The organism is Micromonospora sp. WMMD975 (assembly GCF_029581215.1).
In the GTDB taxonomy this organism is placed as follows: Bacteria; Actinomycetota; Actinomycetes; order Mycobacteriales; family Micromonosporaceae; genus Micromonospora.
The window spans coordinates 5382056-5397616 of the sequence record NZ_CP120739.1; the positions used below are offsets into that span (position 1 = coordinate 5382056).

Below are 15561 nucleotides of genomic sequence, written 5' to 3' on the forward strand. Positions count from 1 at the left end.
ACCTGGTGGCATGCGGAATCCTGGATGGGCCGGACGACAGGTGCCGGTCTGCCCGACGAGTCCGACATGACGGTCGGGTGAATTGCCGTGGGACGAGGGCGCGCGGCCCGGAACCGGAGGACGCCGGCTCCCAGGGACCAGGGAGCCGGCGTCGACGCTCATGTCACGCGGAAAACCTTGCCCTGGCAACCTTCCTCCCCGGAATAACTCCCGCCGGGCCATCCATCGCGAACCGAACGGCCGATCACACCCGACGGTCCGGCACCCACGGCGGTCTGTCCGAACTCGACCGTGCCGCCGGAGGGTCGGTCGGAGATCTGGGAGGCGACAAGCGTGCGGAGCGCCGCCCGGGTCCACCGCCCGGCGACGCCCGGCCGACCCGTCAGGTAGTCGACGATCCCCGCGACGTCCCAGCCGTGCGCCTCCCGCAACCCGCGCGCCAGCATGCCGAGATAGACCGGGGCCGGTCGAGTCCAGGGCACCTCCACCGCCCGGTGGCCGGTGGTGAAGGTGAGCATCGGCAGGCCGTCGCGTTCGCCGACCCGCAGCAACGTCTCGTACCGTCCCGGACCGAGCGTGGCCCGGCCGGTTTCGACGGCCGCGAGGATCCGCGCCAGGTCCGCGCCGGGCGGCCGGTACATCTCCTGGGCGGCGATGTCGGCGAACTGCTCGACCGTCACGAGGTAGCCGCGGACCGCCGCGCCGCCCGGCAGCTCCGGGTCGTAGAATGCCATGCCGCCGGTCCAGGCCCGGGACTCGCCGGCGAAGTAGACCCCGCCGGGGATCACCGCCGGCACCGTCCGCCGGGGCGGCCGGCAGTCCCGACAACCCGGGTACGTGCGCAGCCCGCCCGGCGGCTGCCCGCCACGCAGATACCAGTCGAGCCGTGCCGCGTGCAGGTTCGACCCGTACGCGACATACCAGAGCAGCGGCACGTTCAGGCGCGCCCGGCCGGGTGGCTGACGCGGACCGCTGAGCATCAGTGCCTCCTCGGACCCGGGATCTCCACCGTACCCACAGGCCGTCCACAGGCTGTGGATAGCACATGTGTACGAAGGTCGACGACACCCGGAGATGAGTACATTTGATCGCGACCATCCCCCCTCCCAGCAGGAACGACGTGGATCACGAGCGAGTCCTCCGCGACGTCACGGCGCGCCTCCCCACGGCGTCGACCGTGCCCGAGGCGTGCCAGTGGACCGTGGCCGCGCTCGCCCGGCACACCCCGGCGACCGCCACCGTCCTGCTCCGCGTCCACGACCGTCTCCGATGCGTCGCCGCCACCGGCGCCTGGCAGGTCTTCTCGCACGTGCCGGCCACGACCGACGGCACGGCGCCGGCGCGGCACCGGCCCGAACCGTCGGTGGTGCGGCGGGTCTACACCTCCGGCGAGACCGCCGCCGTTCCCGACGTCGCCGCCGATCCCGACTACCTCCCGGTCCGCCCGGACGTCACCGCTGAACTCTGCGTGCCGGTACGCGACCCGGCCGGCGCCCCGATCGGCGTGCTCGACCTCCAGTGGAGCGGACCGGTCACGCTCGCGCCGTGGCAGGCGACCGCCGAACGGCTGGCAGACCGGCTCGGCGCCCGGATCGCGGCGCTCGGCGGGCCACCCGCCGAGAGCCGCAGCGAGAAGCTGCTCCGGCACGCCGCCGCGTTCACCGCCGCCCCGACCGACTGGGACCTGATGGCCGCCGCGATCGCCGCGGCGCGGGACGTGTCCGCGCTCTCCGCCGCCGTGCTGGTGCTCACCGGCCGCCACGGACCCCGGCTGGGCGCGGCCACCGACACCCCGGGCGAGCTGGAGACCCGGATCCGGGCCGAGTTGGCCGAGGCGGGCCCGGCCGCGTTGGAGAAGATGATCGAGCGCGCGCACCGGTACGGCTCGGCGTACACGCTCGGCGAGGCGGGGCACCCGCCGACCGAGGAATACCTGCCGCTGACCCGGGCCGGCGCGTACACACTCGTGGCGGTGCCGGTCGGCGCGCCGTCCGCCGGTGGGGTGCTGCTGGTCGCCGACGAACGGTCGCTACGGCCGGACCCGACCACGGTCAACCTGATCGAGCTGCTGGCCGGGCAGGCGTGGACCTGCCTCGACCGGCTGCGTACCCTGGCGCGACTACGCGAGCAGGCCAGCTCCGACCCGCTCACCGGGCTCCGGCACACCGGGCCGTTCGGGCGGCGGATCGCCAGCGCCACGCCGGGGCGTACCGCCCTGCTGGCGATCGACGTGGACGGGTTCAAGGACGTCAACGACACGTACGGCCACCAGGCCGGCGACCGCCTGCTGGTGGGGCTGGCCCGGGCGCTTGAGGGCGCGCTGCGGCAGGGCGACGAGCTGTACCGGACCGGCGGCGACGAGTTCGTCGCGGTGATCGAGGTGAGCCATCCGCAGGAGGCGGTCGGGATCGCCGAGCGGCTCACCGACGCGGCCCGACGCACCGGCCGGACGATAAGCGTCGGCGTCGCGCTGCCCCGCCAGGGCGAATCCCCCGAGCGCACCCTCCACCGAGCCGACCAGGCCCTGTACGCGGTGAAGCGCCACGGCCGGGACGGCGTCCACCTCTCCGCCGCCTAAGGGGTGGTCGGGCTAGCGGGTCAGGTCCTTGGCCAGGAGTTCGGCTATCTGGGCGGTGTTCAGGGCGGCGCCCTTGCGGAGGTTGTCACCTGTGACGAAGAGGTCCAGGGCGCGGGGGTCGTCCACCGCGCGGCGGATCCGGCCGACCCAGGACGGGTCGGTGCCGACCGCGTCGATCGGCATCGGAAACTCACCGGCGGCGGGGTCGTCGACCAGGATCACCCCCGGTGCGTTACGCAGCGCCTGGCGGGCGCCCTCGGCGTCCACCTCGGTGGCGAAGACCGCGTGCACGGCGACCGAGTGGCCGGTCACCACCGGCACCCGTACGCAGGTGGCGGAGACCTTCAGGTCGGGCAGGCCGAGGATCTTGCGCGACTCGTTGCGCAGCTTCAGCTCCTCGGTGGACCAGCCGCCGTCGCCGAGCGAGCCCGTCCAGGGCACCACGTTGAGCGCCAGCGGGGCCGGGAACGGGCCCAGCTCGTCGCCGACCGCCTGGCGCACGTCGCCGGCCCGGGAGCCGAGCCCGCGGTCCCCGGCGACCTTGCCGAGTTGCAGGTGCAGCGCGTCCGCCCCGGCCTGTCCCGCCCCGGAGGCCGCCTGGTAGGAGGCGAGGACCAGCTCGCGCAGGCCGTACTCCCGGTGCAGCGGAGCAATTGCCACGATCATCGCCAGGGTGGTGCAGTTGGCGTTGGCGACGATGCCCCGGGGCCGGTCGCGTACCTGCTCGGGGTTGATCTCGGGAACCACGAGCGGCACGTCCCGCTCCATCCGGAACGCGCCCGAGTTGTCCACCACCACCGCGCCACGGGCCACCGCGACCGGCGCCCACTCGGCCGAGACGTCGTCGGGCACGTCGAACATCGCCACGTCGACACCGTCGAACGCCTCGGCGGTGAGGGCCCGCACGGTCAGTTCCTCACCCCGGCACGGCACCCGCCGGCCGGCCGAGCGCTCGGAGGCGAGCAGCCGGATCTCGCCCCACACGTTGCGCCGGGACGAGAGGATCTGACACATCACCGTGCCGACGGCACCTGTCGCCCCGACCACGGCGAGGGTGGGCAGCGACGCCATCGGCGTTACCGCCCGGTGCCGGCGTAGACGACGGCTTCGGTGTCACCACCCAGCTCGAAGGCGTCGTGGATGGCCTTGACCGCCTTGTCCAGGTCGGTGTCCCGGCAGACCACGGAGACCCGGATCTCCGAGGTGGAGATCATTTCGATGTTCACGCCGGCGGTGCCGAGGGCGGCGAAGAAGCCGGCGGCGACGCCCGGGTGCGAACGCATGCCGGCGCCGATCAGCGAGACCTTGCCGACGTGGTCGTCGTAGAGCAGGCCCTTGAACTTGACCGGCTCCTGGATCTTGCTGAGCGCGGCCATCGCGGTCGGACCGTCCGCCTTGGGCAGCGTGAACGAGATGTCGGTGCGGCCGGTGCCCTCGGTGGACACGTTCTGCACAATCATGTCGATGTTGATCTCGGCACCGGCCACGGTGTCGAAGATCCGCGCGGCGGCGCCCGGCTCGTCGGGCACCCCGACGATGGTGATCTTCGCTTCGCTGCGGTCGTGGGCGACGCCGGTGATCAGTGCCTGTTCCACAGGAAGGTCCTCCATCGATCCGGTGACCATCGTGCCGGTGTTGGTCGAGTATGACGAACGGACGTGGATCGGCAACCCCGCGCGTCGGGCGTACTCCACGCTGCGCAGGTGCAGCACCTTCGCGCCGCAGGCGGCCAGCTCCAGCGTCTCCTCGTAGGTGATCCGCTCGATGTGCCGGGCGTTCGGCACGATCCGCGGGTCGGCGGTGAAGATGCCGTCCACGTCGGTGTAGATCTCGCAGACGTCCGCGTGGAGCGCGGCGGCGAGCGCCACCGCGGTGGTGTCCGAACCGCCCCGGCCGAGGGTGGTGACGTCCTTGGTGTCCTGCGAGACACCCTGGAAACCGGCGACGATGACCACCGCGCCCTCGTCCAGCGCGCCCTTGAGCCGCCCCGGAGTCACGTCGATGATCCGGGCCCGGCCGTGCACCGAGGTGGTGATCACGCCGGCCTGCGAGCCGGTGAACGAGCGGGCTTCGTACCCCAGGTTGTGGATGGCCATGGCGAGCAGCGCCATGGAGATCCGCTCCCCGGCGGTGAGCAGCATGTCCAGCTCGCGGCCCGGCGGCAGCGGGCTGACCTGGTTGGCCAGGTCGAGCAATTCGTCGGTGGTGTCGCCCATGGCGGAGACCACCACGACGACGTCGTCACCTGCCTTGCGGGCCGCCACGATGCGCTCGGCCACCCGCTTGATCCGCTCGGCGTTGGCGACGGAGGACCCGCCGTACTTCTGCACCACGAGTGCCACGACGGTGCGCTCCCCTCCAGTGACGGCCCTGAGCGTGCCGACGCCGCCGGGTCTCTCGGTCCGGCGGCGCGTGTCAGACCTCCTCAGGGTATCGGGCGGGTCACGCCGCCGGGTCGGGTGATCCCACCATCCGGCCCCGGGGTGGGGCGGCTCACCAGCCTCGGGGGCCACAGGAGCCGCAAACGGTACAGCCGCACGGCGGGCTGACCCGAGCGGTCGCGGCGTCGCAGAATGACCTGGTGCACGCTCACCGACGCGCGGCCCGCCGGCTGGCCGGCCTGCTCGCGCTCACCCTGCCGGCGCTGCTGGCCGCCTGCGTCGCCGACCCGCGGGAGGCGACCCCGACCGGTGCCCCCGATCCGGTGTCGGTGCAGGTCGACGCCGCCCGCGACGAGCTGGCCGGGCTGGCCGCCGCCGCCCAGGACCGGCACCTCACCGCCACGTACGCCTTCGCGCCACCCGGCGGCGCCGCCCGACCGGTCGCGGTGACAAGCGCTAACGACGGGAGCTGGCGGGTCGACGTGCCCGGTTGGGGGCGCAACGGCACGGTGGACGTCTCCCTCGCCGGCACCTCGGACGGCCTGTTCCAGTGCGCGCTGCCCTCGGCCGGGTGGACGCGGCCGGCCGGGTGCGTGCGCCTCGGCGACGCCGACGACGCGATGCCACGCCGGCTGGACCCGCGGGTGCAGCACCCGTTCACCGACTGGCTGGAGGTGCTCACCGACCGGCGCGCGCCGCTCGTCGTCTCGCCCGCCACGCCGCCGTCCGGCGTCGACGACGGCCGGTGCTACACGGTCGACTCCACCTCGGCCTCGCTCAACGCGCCGCTTGACGTGGGCGTCTACTGCTTCCGGGAGGACGGCACCCCGGTGGCGGTGCGTGCCACCTTCGGCGCGCTCACGCTGACCGGTGAGCCGGGCCCGGCTCCGGCGACGATCGACCTGGCGGGCGCGGTGACCGAGGGTGAGCCGGTGGGTCGGGACGGGTCCACACCGGAACCGTCGTAGCGTTTTGTCCGTTACGGGTGTCCTTCACCACATTATCCGCACCCGGCTTTCGCTCATGAAACGGTCATTGCGGACGATATGGCCATGACCGATCTGACCCCGCTGCTCGCCTTCCGCTGGAGTCCCCGCGCGTTCGACCCCGACGCGGAGCTGACCGCCGACGAGGTGGCCACCCTGCTGGAGGCGGCCCGCTGGGCGCCCTCGGCCGGCAACGCCCAACCGTGGCGGTTCGCGCTCGGACGCCGGCAGAGCGAAACCTGGAAGCGGATCCTGGTCGGCCTGCCCGAAGCCGACCAGGGCTGGGCACGGCACGCCGCCGCCCTGCTGCTCGCCGCGCACGCCGGCGGCGAACCGGAACGCACCGCGTACGACCTGGGTCAGGCGGTCGCCCACCTCACCGTGCAGGCCACCGCGCTCGGCCTGCACGTACGCCAGCTCACCCGCCTCGACCGCGCCCGCCTCGTCACCGAACTGGACCTGCCCGACGACGTCCGGCCGTTGGCGGTGGCCGCGGTCGGCCGGCTCGGCGACCCGGCCACGCTCCCGCCGGACCTGTACGCCCGGGAGACCGCGCTCCGCCGCCGCCGGCCCCTGCCCGCCCTGCTCCTGCACTGACCTGCTGCTCCGCGGACGCGGTCGGTGACGTTGGTCCCACAGTCCGGACCGGCCTTCCCACCGCCCGTCCCACCACGTAGGGTGACCCTGACATGTGGCGGGCCTATCTTCTCCTTGGCTGCCGCGACGGGGCCTGACCGGCCGGCACCTCGTCGCGGAGTTGAACCGCGCCGTCCAGCAATCCGAACTTCTCCTCGGCACCGCCGCGCACCGTCGCCCGGCACCCCGCCGACACCTTCCGATCTGCTGACGCCACATGTTCCCAGGGAGCAATCCGAGATGGCTCAACCTGTCACCGACACCGATCCGTTCGCCCGGCAGCGCCCCAGCCGGATGCCGATCCACCGTTACCTCCCGTACGACAAGCAGTTCCAGGTCGAGCTGCCGGATCGTGCCTGGCCGACCCGCCGCGTCGAGGCCGCGCCCCGCTGGTGCGCCGTCGACCTCCGCGACGGCAACCAGGCGCTGATCGACCCGATGTCCCCCGAGCGCAAGCGCCGGATGTTCCACCTGCTCGTACAGATGGGCTACAAGGAGATCGAGGTCGGCTTCCCGTCGGCCAGCCAGACCGACTACGACTTCGTCCGCCAACTGATCGAGCAGGACCTGATCCCGGAGGACGTCACCATCCAGGTGCTGACCCAGTGCCGGGAGCACCTGATCGAGCGGACCTTCGAGTCGCTGCGCGGCGCCCGCCGGGCCATCGTGCACTTCTACAACTCGACCTCCACGCTCCAGCGCCGGGTCGTCTTCGGCCTGGACCGCGACGGCATCACCGACATCGCCACCCAGGGCGCCCGGCTCTGCCAGAAGTACGCCGAGATCCACACCCCGGACACCGACATCCACTACGAGTACTCGCCGGAGTCCTACACCGGCACCGAGCTGGACTACGCGCTGGAGGTCTGCGCGGCGGTGATCGAGGTGGTCGACCCCACCCCGGACCGGAAACTGATCGTCAACCTGCCGGCCACGGTCGAGATGGCGACGCCGAACGTCTACGCCGACTCGATCGAGTGGATGCACCGGCACCTGCCCCGGCGGGACAGCCTGGCGCTGAGCCTGCACCCGCACAACGACCGGGGCACCGGCGTCGCCGCCGCCGAGCTGGGCCTGCTCGCCGGCGCCGACCGGATCGAGGGCTGCCTGTTCGGCAACGGCGAGCGCACCGGCAACGTCGACCTGGTGACGCTGGGCCTGAACCTGTTCTCCCAGGGCATCGACCCGATGATCGACTTCTCGAACATCGACGAGATCCGGCGCGCGGTCGAATACTGCAACCAACTGCCCGTGCACGAGCGCCACCCCTACGCCGGCGACCTGGTCTACACCGCCTTCTCCGGCTCCCACCAGGACGCCATCAACAAGGGCTTCGCCGCGCTGCACACCGACGCGGCGGCGGCCGGTGTGCCGGTCGACGAGTTCACCTGGGCCGTGCCCTACCTGCCGATCGACCCGAAGGACGTGGGCCGCACCTACGAGGCCGTCATCCGGGTCAACTCGCAGTCCGGCAAGGGCGGCGTCGCGTACATCATGAAGTCCGAGCACCAGCTCGACCTGCCGCGCCGGCTCCAGATCGAGTTCTCCGGCGTGGTGCAGAGCGTCACCGACCACGACGGCGGCGAGGTCGACCCGGGCACCATGTGGGAGATCTTCGCCCGCAACTACCTGGTCGACCACCAGGTCGACCCGGCGGTCACGCTGGCCGGCTACACCATCGGCACCGTCGACGGCAAGGTCGAGATCGACGCCCGGGTCGGCTTCGGCGGCGAGGTCCGGCCGCTCACCTCGGTCGGCAACGGCCCGATCGACGCGTACGTCAACGCGCTCCAGTCGCTGGGCGTGACGGTACGGGTGCTCGACTACCACGAGCACGCGCTCTCCTCCGGCGGGGACGCGCAGGCAGCCGCGTACGTGGAGTGCGAGGTGGACGGCCGGACGGTGTGGGGCGTCGGGGTGGACGCCAACATCGTCACCGCCTCGATCAAGGCGGTAACGAGCGCCGCAAACCGCACCCGCTGAGGTGTAAGGCGGGGCCCCTTCTTAACGCTTTTTGCATAGGAAGGGGCCCCGCTTAACACTTCGCACCCTGTGCGCGGGGCCGCGGTGTTAATAAGGGCCCCCTCCTCTACCGAATGCGTTAAGAAGGGCCCCCTCCTTACTTCCGGGGGCGGTGGATGAGCACGACGGCCAGCAGCGCGCCGGCGAGCAGCAGCCCCGCGCACCACGCCATCGCGCCCCGGTAGGCGTGCGCCAACGCGCCCTTCTGCTCGTACCCGGTGCCGGAGAGCCCGACCAGCAGCGGCAACGCCGCCACCGCGAGCAGGCCGCCGGCCCGGGAGGCGGCGTTGTTGAAGCCGCTCGCCACCCCGGCGAACCGGTCCGACACGGCGCCGAGCACCGACGTGGTCAGGGGCGCGACCACGAGGGTCAGCCCGGCGCCGAACAGCACCACGCCGGGCAGCACGTCCGTCCAGTAGGAAGCGCCCGGGCCGACGCGACGCAGCAGCAGCAGGCCCGCCGCGGCGACGACCGGGCCGACGGTGAGCGGCAGCCGGGGCCCGATCCGGGCGGAGAGCGCGCCGGCCCGCGGCGAACCGACGAGCAGCAGCACCGTCATCGGCACCGTGGCCAGGCCGGTGAGCAGCGCCGACCAGCCGACCACGTTCTGCAGGTAGACGGCGAGGAAGAAGGTGAACCCGCCGAGCGCCGCGTACACCACCACGGTGAACACGTTGAGCACGGAGAAGAGCCGGCTGCCGAACAGCGCGGTGGGCAGCATCGCGGTGTCGCCGCGTCGCCGTTCGACGAACACGAAGACCGCCACGGCGGCCACCCCGACCACCGCCGCGGCGAGCACCGTCGGGGAGGCGCCGCGCGCCGGGGCGTCGATCAGCGCGTACGTGACGCCGCCGAGCGCCAGCGCGCCGAGCAACGCACCGGTCACGTCGAACCCGTGCCCTCCTCCGGTACGCGAGACCGTCTCGTCGCGGCTCTCCGGCACCCAGCGCATCGCGGCGAGCACCACGCCCACGGCCAGCGGCAGGTTGACGAAGAAGATCCACCGCCAGGAGAACGTGTCGATCAGCCAGCCGCCGACGAGCGGCCCGAGCGCGGTGGACACGCCGGAGAGGCCGGACCAGGTGCCGATCGCCCGGCCCCGGTCGTCCGGGTGGAAGCTGGCCTGGAGCACGGAGAGTGAGCCGGGGGTGAGCAACGCGCCGCCCGCGCCCTGGAGGAACCGGGCGGCGATGAGCCAGCCGGTATCTTGGGCCAGTCCGCAGAGCACCGACGCGACCGCGAACCAGACCACCCCGAGCAGGAAGATCCGGCGCCTGCCGAACCGGTCGCCGAGCGCGCCGCCGAGCAGCACGAACGCGGCCAGCATGAGCAGGTAGCCGTTCACGGTCCACTGTAGGCCGGACACGGTGGCGCCCAGTTCCGCGCCGAGTCGCGGCAGTGCGACGTTGACCACGGTGCTGTCCAGGAAGACCATGCCGGAGGCGAGGATCGCGGCGAGCAGCGTGCCGCGTCCTGCGGCGGAGCCGGTACGCAGCGCGGGAGCGGGAGAGATCACGGTTGTCCACTCTGCCCGTGTTGCCGCGTCGACGCCACGAATCACAGAAACCGCCGCCGGGTACTGTGCGGACTCGCCCGGAGCACGCAAGCTGGAGAGGTGTCGTCTGTGCGTACGAGATCAGGAGTTCGAGCCGGGCTGACCGCCGCGCTCAGCGCGGTGCTCGCCCTCGGCGCGGCCGGCTGTGACCCCGCGGTCACCGAGCCGGACGCGCCGCCGAGTGCCTCGGGGAACGTGAACCAGCAGCTCGGCGAGCTGACGGTGGCCACTGCCGCGTCGATGAAGGGTTACAGCCGCTCCCGGTTCCCGCACTGGCGGGACACCGGCAAGAACTGTGACGTGCGGGACAGCGTCCTCCAGAAGGACGGTGAGGGCATCAAGCTCTCCGGCTGCAACGTGGTCGGTGGGCGCTGGGAGAGCGTGTACGACGGGGTGGTGCTAACCGACCCGTCGGACGTGGACATCGACCACACCGTGCCGCTTGCGAACGCCTGGCGTTCCGGCGCGGACGAGTGGGACGACTCGAAGCGGGGCGATTACGCCAACGATCTGACCCGCCCGCAGCTCATCGCGGTTTCCGCGCGCTCCAACCGGTCAAAGGGTGACCAGGACCCGTCCCAGTGGAAGCCGACGAACCGGTCGTACTGGTGCCAGTACGCGGCGGACTGGGTGACGGTCAAGCACTACTGGCGGCTGACGGTGACGAGTGCCGAGAAAGCCGCCCTCACCGACATGCTGGAGGGCTGCACATGGGCGAGCAAGCCGTGACCGGGGCGAGTGGCACACCGACGCCGGACCCGACGCCGGACGTCACCGCGGGTGACGCCGCAGCGGCCGGCGGGGACGCCGCAGCGGCCGGTCCGGCCTCGGCGGGGATGACGGCGGACGGCCGGCAGCCGGCGCCCGCCGACGTCTCCGGCGCGGGAATGTCCGCCGATGCGGCGCCGGGCGCGGCGGGCGCGGCGGCGGGCGCGGCGTCCCGCGCCACCGACATCACCGCCGGTCCGGGCGGGGTGATGACCGACGAGGTCGGCGTGGTGACCGGCGAGTTGACGTTGCGGACCGAGCACGCCGACGGCCGGGTGACGCTGCGGGTGCAGTACAAGGACGCCGACGAGTGGTACGCGGTCACCGGCGGCACCGCGCCGCTGGCCGATCCGGCCGCGTTGGACGCGGTGCACACGGTCGCGGTGGGCCTGCTGAACCGTCCCGAGGGTTGATCCGAGGCGCCGCGTCGGCCCCGGTGCGGGGCCGACGCGCGTCCTCGTGTCACGTGTTCGGGATGAGTTCCCCCGGGTCGCCCGGTGCCGCGCCGTCGTCCGGCCGGACCAGCTCCGGCTTCACCTCGTGCGGCCGGATCCGGCCGGCCGCGATGTCCTCGGCGTAGTGGCAGGCGACCCGGTGTCCGTCGAGCACCTCGCGCAGCGCGGGCCGTTCGTCGGCGCAGCGGGTGGGCTGGGCCCACGGGCAGCGGGTGTGGAACCGGCAGCCGGCCGGCGGGTTCGCCGGTGACGGCAGGTCGCCGGCGAGCAGGATCCGCTCCCGACGGTCCTCGACCTGCGGGTCGGGCACCGGCACCGCCGACATGAGCGCCCTGGTGTACGGGTGCATCGGCTCCCGGTAGAGGTCGTCGCTCGACGCTTCCTCCACCAGACCGCCGAGGTACATCACCCCGACCGTGTCGGCGATGTGCCGGACCACCGCCAGGTCGTGCGCGATGATCAGGTACGTGAGGCCTCGCTCCTCCTGCAACTCGTCGAGCAGGTTGAGCACCTGGGCCTGGATGGACACGTCGAGCGCGGACACCGGTTCGTCGGCGACGATCAGGTCCGGCTCCAGCACCAGCGCCCGGGCGATGCCGATGCGTTGGCGCTGGCCGCCGGAGAACTCGTGCGGATATTTGCTGAGCGCCGAGGCGGGCAGGCCGACCGCGGCGAGCGCCTCCCGTAGCCGCTTGCCGACGGCCGCCTTGTCCTTCGCCAGGTCGTGCGCCTTGAGGCCCTCGACCAGCAGCGACTCCACCGACTGCCGGGGGTCGAGGCTGGACAGCGGGTCCTGGAAGATCATCTGGATGCGGCGGCGGATCCGGCGCATCGGCTCGTCCTTGAGCGCACGGAGGTCGGTGCCGTCGAAGACGATCTCGCCGTCGGTCGGCTCGACCAGCCGCAGCAGGCCCCGGCCCAGGGTGGACTTGCCGCAGCCCGACTCGCCCACCAGCCCGTACGTCTCGCCCTTGTTGATGGTGAGCGAGACGCCGTCGACGGCGTAGACGTGCCCGATGGTCCGGTCGAAGAGCACGCCGCTCTTGATCGGGAAGTGGACCTTGACGTCGCGCAGTTCGACGAGTGGTCCGGTCGACTCGGTCACGGGACCGCCACCTCCTCGGATACGGGATTGTTGCAGCGCAGGTCGCCGCCGTTCGCGGTGGGCTCCAGCGGGGGCGTCCCGTCGAGGCAGGCGTCCACCACGTTGTCGCACCGGGGCGCGAACGCGCAGCCCTCCGCCCACGGGATGTTGTCGGCCACCGAGCCACGGATGGCGTGCAACTTCTCGCCCCGGGGCGAGTCGAGCCTCGGCACGGAGCTGAGCAGCCCGTGCGTGTACGGGTGCCGCGGCCGGGCGAACAGCTCGTGCCGGGCGGCCCGCTCCACGATCTTGCCGCCGTAGAGCACGTTCACCGTGTCGCAGAGGCCGGCCACCACGCCCAGGTCGTGCGTGATCATGATCAGCGCGGTGCCGGTCTCGTCCACGAGTTGCTTGAGCAACGTGAGGATCTGCGCCTGGATGGTCACGTCCAGCGCGGTGGTCGGCTCGTCGGCGATCAGCAGCCGCGGCTTGCAGGCGAGCGCGATGGCGATCAGGGCGCGCTGGCGCATGCCGCCGGAGATCTGGTGCGGGTATTCCTTGAGCCGCCGCGTCGGGTCCGGGATGCCGACCGCGTCGAGCAGCTCCCGGGCCTCCTTCAGCGCCACCTTGCGGTCCATGCCGCGGTGCCGTTCGAGCACCTCGGCCACCTGGGTGCCGATCGGGATGACCGGGTTCAGCGAGGAGAGCGGATCCTGGAAGATCATGCCGATGTCCCGGCCGCGCCGGTCCCGCAGGTCCTCCGGACGGAGCGTCAGCAGGTCGGCCCCGTCGAAGTTCACCTCGCCGGTGACCTTGTTGCCGCGCTTGGGCAGCAGGCCCATGATCGCCAGGCTGGTGACGCTCTTGCCGCAGCCGGACTCGCCGACCAGGCCGACCGTCTGCCCGGGCTCCACGCTGAAGCTGACCTCGTCGACGGCGGTGAACGGTCGCTCACCGCGACGCTGGAACACGACGCTCAGGTCGCGTACGTCGAGCAGGCTCATCGGGTCACTTCCTCACCGTGCTGGTCATTGGTCCACACCGCCGTCACCGCCGGCTCTTCGGGTCGATGGCCTCGCGCATGCCCTCGCCCAGCAGGGTGAAGCCGAGCGCGACCACGATGATCGCGACGGCCGGGAAGTAGGCCAGCTCCGGCCGGACCTCGAAGTAGCGCTGACCGTCCACACCGAGCATCAGGCCCCACTCCGCGCGGTTGATGTTCGGGTCGCCGAGGCCGAGGAAGGAGAGCGACGCGGCTTCCAGGATCGCGGTGGAGAGCGTCAGCGTCGCCTGCACGATCACCGCGGTCATCGCGTTGGGGAGCATGTGCCGCAGCACGATCGCCCCGCGCTTGACGCCGAGCGCGCGGGCCGCGAGCACGTGGTCGCTCTCCCGTTGGGCGAGCATCGAACCGCGTAGCAGCCGGGCGAAGATCGGCACGTTGACGATGGCGACCGCGAGGATGACCGTCCACTGGCTGGACCGGCTGGCCATGGCCACCAGGCTGATCGCCAGCAGCAGCGCCGGCAGGGCCAGCATCACGTCGGTGAAGCGCATCAGGATGTTGTCGACCCACCCGCCGAACGCGCCGGCGAGCGCGCCCACCAGCACGCCCAGGGCCAGCCCGATCAGCGTGGCGAGCACGCCGACGAACAGGGTCTGCCGGCTGCCGTGGATCATCCGGGACAGGAAGTCCCGGCCGAGCGGGTCGGAGCCGAGCGGGAACTCGCTGCTGGCGCCGGGGATGTTGTCGACGGTCAGGTTCTTCGTCAGCTCGTCGAACCGCTGCGCGGGGTCGTGCGGGGCGAGCAGCGGCGCGAAGATCGCGACCAGGACGAAGAGCGCCACGATGGACGCGCCGACCATCGCGGTCGGGTTGCGGCGCAGCCGGCGGAACGCGTCCCGGACCAGGCTGACGCCGCCCTTGTCGGCGGTGGCCTGGGCCAACTGCTCCAGCCGGGCGCGTTTACGCTCGCCGAGCCGGTCCAGGCCGCGGGGCCGGGTGCCCTCGGGCTTCTCCGTGACGGCCGACGGGTCCACGCTTTCGCGCTGGGCGCCGACGGTGGGCTGGATGATCGGGTCGCTCATCGCACACGCACCCTCGGGTCGATGAAGGCGTAGGAGAGGTCGACCAGGAGGTTGACCAACACGAAGACCAGCGCGGCCAGCAGGATCAGCGCCTGGAGCACCGGGTAGTCCCGGCCGCCGCTGATCGAGTCGTAGATCAGCGTGCCGAGGCCACCCCAGTTGTAGACCCGCTCGGTGAGCACGGCGCCGGAGAGCAGCGCGCCGGTCTGCAGGCCGATGGTGGTGACCACCGGCAGCAGGCCGTTGCGCAGGATGTGCCGGCCCCGGATGGTCTTGTGTCGCAGGCCCTTCGCCTCGGCGGTGCGGACGTAGTCCTCGTTGAGCACGTCGAGCACGCTGGCCCGGGTGATCCGGACGATGACCGCGAGCGGGATGGTGGCAAGCGTGAGCGCCGGCAGGATCAGGTGCCACAGCGCGTCGCCGGTGGCGTCGAACTCCCGGGTGAGCAGCCCGTCCAGCACGAAGAAGCCGGTGACGTCGGTGTTGTCCACCCCGGTGCTGATCCGGCCGGACGGCGGGAACAGGTGCATGTTCTGGGTGAAGACGTCCTTGAGCAGATAGCCCAGGAAGAAGATCGGGATGGAGATGCCGAGCAGGGTGCCGCCGATGCTCAGGTTGTCGAGCAGCCGGCCGCGGTGCCGCGCGGCGAGGTAGCCGAGCGGCACACCGAGCCCGATCGCGATGATCATGGCGGCGGCGGCCAGCTCGACGGTGGCCGGGAAGGCACGGCCGATCACCTCGGTGACCGGGTCACCGCTCCGGATCGAGTTGCCGAAGTCGCCGGTCAGCAGCCGCTGCATGAATTTCGCGTACTGCACCAGGACGGGCTGGTCGTAGCCGAGGGCCTTGATCAGCAGGGCCCGCCGCTCCGGGGTGGCCCGCTCACCGAGCAGCGCCTCGACCGGGCCGCCGGGAAGGTTCCGCAGCCAGATGAAGACCAGCGCGGACAGCCCTATCAGGGTCACCACCAGCTGCAGCAGGCGGCGAACTATGACTCGCAACATCTCT

At 72.0% G+C, this 15561-nt stretch carries 14 protein-coding genes; 6 read left to right on the forward strand and 8 right to left on the reverse strand.

Features of this window, described 5'->3' with window-relative positions:
• Positions 1–158 precede the first annotated feature (158 nt).
• Positions 159–980: a histone deacetylase gene (locus O7613_RS23915; RefSeq protein WP_282290102.1), complete on the reverse strand. Its 822-nt coding sequence runs from the start codon at positions 978–980 to the stop codon at positions 159–161.
• A gap of 140 nt (positions 981–1120) precedes the next feature.
• On the opposite strand from O7613_RS23915, the gene O7613_RS23920 reads away from it, so the two are divergent.
• Positions 1121–2578 carry a sensor domain-containing diguanylate cyclase gene (locus tag O7613_RS23920; protein ID WP_282290103.1) on the forward strand — a complete coding sequence of 486 codons (1458 nt, stop codon included), beginning with the start codon at positions 1121–1123 and terminating at the stop codon, positions 2576–2578.
• Between the two features lie 12 nt (positions 2579–2590).
• Here O7613_RS23920 and O7613_RS23925 read toward each other — a convergent pair whose 3' ends face one another.
• Both O7613_RS23925 and O7613_RS23930 read right to left on the reverse strand, forming a co-directional pair.
• Positions 2591–3649 (reverse strand): aspartate-semialdehyde dehydrogenase, encoded by a 1059-nt coding sequence (locus O7613_RS23925; RefSeq protein ID WP_281586186.1) that lies wholly within the window; start codon positions 3647–3649, stop codon positions 2591–2593.
• A gap of 5 nt (positions 3650–3654) precedes the next feature.
• Positions 3655–4920: an aspartate kinase gene (locus O7613_RS23930; protein WP_281586184.1), complete on the reverse strand. Its 1266-nt coding sequence runs from the start codon at positions 4918–4920 to the stop codon at positions 3655–3657.
• Between the two features lie 239 nt (positions 4921–5159).
• On the opposite strand from O7613_RS23930, the gene O7613_RS23935 reads away from it, so the two are divergent.
• The 3 genes from O7613_RS23935 (at position 5160) to leuA (ending at position 8564) form a co-directional block, all read left to right on the forward strand.
• A complete protein-coding gene (locus tag O7613_RS23935) occupies positions 5160–5927 on the forward strand; it encodes a hypothetical protein (RefSeq protein WP_282290105.1) in 768 nt (255 codons plus the stop codon).
• Positions 5928–6011: 84 nt separating this feature from the next.
• On the forward strand, positions 6012–6542 hold the full coding sequence (locus tag O7613_RS23940; protein WP_282290107.1) for a nitroreductase family protein: 531 nt from the start codon (positions 6012–6014) through the stop codon (positions 6540–6542).
• A gap of 279 nt (positions 6543–6821) precedes the next feature.
• The gene (gene leuA / locus O7613_RS23945; RefSeq protein ID WP_282290109.1) at positions 6822–8564 is read left to right on the forward strand and encodes a 2-isopropylmalate synthase; all 1743 of its coding nucleotides are present in this window, start codon (positions 6822–6824) and stop codon (positions 8562–8564) included.
• Between the two features lie 136 nt (positions 8565–8700).
• Here leuA and O7613_RS23950 read toward each other — a convergent pair whose 3' ends face one another.
• Positions 8701–10116 (reverse strand): MFS transporter, encoded by a 1416-nt coding sequence (locus O7613_RS23950; protein ID WP_281590019.1) that lies wholly within the window; start codon positions 10114–10116, stop codon positions 8701–8703.
• Positions 10117–10227: 111 nt separating this feature from the next.
• Between O7613_RS23950 and O7613_RS23955 the strand changes: the two genes are divergently transcribed.
• Both O7613_RS23955 and O7613_RS23960 read left to right on the forward strand, forming a co-directional pair.
• Positions 10228–10887 carry an HNH endonuclease family protein gene (locus O7613_RS23955; protein WP_281590017.1) on the forward strand — a complete coding sequence of 220 codons (660 nt, stop codon included), beginning with the start codon at positions 10228–10230 and terminating at the stop codon, positions 10885–10887.
• The gene (locus O7613_RS23960; protein WP_282290110.1) at positions 10869–11339 is read left to right on the forward strand and encodes a hypothetical protein; all 471 of its coding nucleotides are present in this window, start codon (positions 10869–10871) and stop codon (positions 11337–11339) included. Before O7613_RS23955 ends, O7613_RS23960 begins: the two co-directional genes overlap by 19 nt.
• Positions 11340–11388: 49 nt before the next feature.
• Here O7613_RS23960 and O7613_RS23965 read toward each other — a convergent pair whose 3' ends face one another.
• The 4 genes from O7613_RS23965 to O7613_RS23980 all read right to left on the reverse strand — a co-directional run bounded on the left by O7613_RS23965 (position 11389) and on the right by O7613_RS23980 (position 15557).
• Positions 11389–12486, reverse strand: coding sequence for an oligopeptide/dipeptide ABC transporter ATP-binding protein (locus tag O7613_RS23965; protein WP_282290111.1), 1098 nt, complete (start codon positions 12484–12486; stop codon positions 11389–11391).
• Positions 12483–13469, reverse strand: a complete 987-nt coding sequence (locus O7613_RS23970) for an ABC transporter ATP-binding protein (RefSeq protein ID WP_282290112.1) — start codon at positions 13467–13469, stop codon at positions 12483–12485. The genes O7613_RS23965 and O7613_RS23970 overlap by 4 nt, the downstream gene beginning before the upstream one ends.
• 43 nt (positions 13470–13512) lie before the next feature.
• A complete protein-coding gene (locus O7613_RS23975; RefSeq protein WP_348775422.1) occupies positions 13513–14454 on the reverse strand; it encodes an ABC transporter permease in 942 nt (313 codons plus the stop codon).
• A gap of 95 nt (positions 14455–14549) precedes the next feature.
• Entirely contained in the window at positions 14550–15557 is a 1008-nt protein-coding gene (locus O7613_RS23980) for an ABC transporter permease (protein ID WP_282290114.1), read from the reverse strand.
• Positions 15558–15561: the final 4 nt, after the last annotated feature.

What these genes read in the sequence shown, in the direction of transcription:
- O7613_RS23940 (WP_282290107.1), top strand. Translation starts at nt 6,012, where the DNA reads ATGACCGATCTGACCCCGCTGCTCGCCTTCCGCTGGAGTCCCCGCGCG.
- leuA (WP_282290109.1), top strand. Translation starts at nt 6,822, where the DNA reads ATGGCTCAACCTGTCACCGACACCGATCCGTTCGCCCGGCAGCGCCCC.
- O7613_RS23970 (WP_282290112.1), bottom strand. Translation starts at nt 13,469, where the DNA reads ATGAGCCTGCTCGACGTACGCGACCTGAGCGTCGTGTTCCAGCGTCGC.
- O7613_RS23915 (WP_282290102.1), bottom strand. Translation starts at nt 980, where the DNA reads ATGCTCAGCGGTCCGCGTCAGCCACCCGGCCGGGCGCGCCTGAACGTG.
- O7613_RS23960 (WP_282290110.1), top strand. Translation starts at nt 10,869, where the DNA reads ATGGGCGAGCAAGCCGTGACCGGGGCGAGTGGCACACCGACGCCGGAC.
- O7613_RS23925 (WP_281586186.1), bottom strand. Translation starts at nt 3,649, where the DNA reads ATGGCGTCGCTGCCCACCCTCGCCGTGGTCGGGGCGACAGGTGCCGTC.
- O7613_RS23980 (WP_282290114.1), bottom strand. Translation starts at nt 15,557, where the DNA reads ATGTTGCGAGTCATAGTTCGCCGCCTGCTGCAGCTGGTGGTGACCCTG.